1 protein-coding gene is annotated in these 1,566 nt (G+C 44.4%); it reads left to right on the top strand.

Annotated elements, in window-relative coordinates:
* Nucleotides 1-105 precede the first annotated feature (105 nt).
* A protein-coding gene (locus tag ACFQI7_RS37715; protein ID WP_218101975.1) for an IS1182 family transposase occupies nucleotides 106-1,463 on the top strand; the annotation gives its coding sequence in 2 pieces (ribosomal slippage) (nucleotides 106-673 and nucleotides 673-1,463; 1,359 coding nt in all).
* Nucleotides 1,464-1,566 lie beyond the last annotated feature (103 nt).

Below are 1,566 nucleotides of genomic sequence, written 5' to 3'. Positions count from 1 at the left end.
CAGCCTGTTGAAAAACTTCAACAGGCTACTTTTATCTTTAATATCTTTATCAAATTACCGCGTTAATATGATATAATATAACTATACTGTAAAGGCGGTGGTCTTATGCTTCGTTCCAACCCGAATGTTCAAAATCAATTTGAATTTGTCTGTATTGAAGACCTCGTTCTTCCCAATCATCCATTGCGCAAAATCCAAAAACATATCGACTTTTCCTTTATTCTTGACCTAGTACGTCCTTACTACTGTGAAGATAATGGACGTCCCTCTGCAGATCCCGTCATGCTTTTCAAAATGCTGTTTATCGGTTACCTCTATGGCATACGCTCTGAACGTCAACTGGAACAGGAGGTCTTCTCCAATAACGCTTATCGTTGGTTTTTAGGGCTTGGATTGAAAGACCGGGTGCCGGACCACAGCACGCTTAGTTACTTTCGCGAACGTCTGAAAGACGGAGATGTGTTTCAGAACATATTCGATGAGGTTGTCTTGCTTGCTATAAAACACCGCCTGGTTGCTGGCCGCGTACTGATCACAGATTCGACCCATTTAAAAGCCAATGCGAACAAGCAAAAATTCATCAAACAGGAAGTGACCAAGAGCACGAAGTCTTACCTGGATGAATTGGACGAAGCCGTTCGTCAGGATCGTGAAGCTAACGGAAAAAAGCCTTAAAACCTCGAAAGGAGGTGGAAGAATCGAAGGAAACAAAGATCAGCACGACCGATCCGGAAAGCGGCTATATGGTGCGGGATGGCAAACCCGAAGGTTTCTTCTATCTCGATCACCGGACAGTCGATCACAAATACAACATCATTACCGACGTGCACATTACCCCCGGCAATGTTCATGACTCGGTGCCTTATATGGATCGTCTGGAATATATCATGAAGAAATTCGGATTTGAGAACACCTTAGAAGCCGTTGCTTTGGATGCGGGATACTTCACCTCTTACATTTGCAAGAAGCTGCGAGACAAGAAGATTTATGCGGTCATCGGGGGCAGAGCTTTTACACCCGTAAAAGGATTAATCGCCAAATGGCGCTTCAAATACAATGCGGAGAAAAACGTGTACGTATGTCCCCAAAAACACGAACTAAAATACAGCACGACCGACCGAGAAGGATATAGGCAATACAAGTCCGATCCAAGCCACTGTTCCAACTGCCCGGTACTTAAGGAATGTACCCGATCAAGAAATAAACAAAAAGTGATCACAAGGCATGTGTGGCAAGAAAGCAAGGATTGGATTAAGCAAAACGGCAGAAGTTCATCCGGCAAATATCTGTACAGGTTGCGGTACCAAACCATAGAGCGAAGCTTCGCGGATGCCAAAGAGCTCCACGGGCTTCGCTACTGCCGGTTTCGCGGCAAGAAAAAGGTACAGCAGCAAGCGTTGATGACCGCCATATGTCAGAATGTGAAAAAGATCGCCAATATCCTAGGCAAGAGGGCCGGATAGCAGGCGATCTTTCTTATTTTGCAATCCACATCAGCTAAAATTCATTGAAATGTACCCTTAAAAACAAAACCCCGAAAAAATTCGGGGCTTTGTCAACAATCTG

This window comes from Paenibacillus allorhizosphaerae (assembly GCF_042659105.1).
GTDB classification, from domain to species: domain Bacteria; phylum Bacillota; class Bacilli; order Paenibacillales; family NBRC-103111; genus Paenibacillus_G; species Paenibacillus_G allorhizosphaerae.
This window is presented reverse-complemented; position numbering and strand designations above follow the sequence as displayed.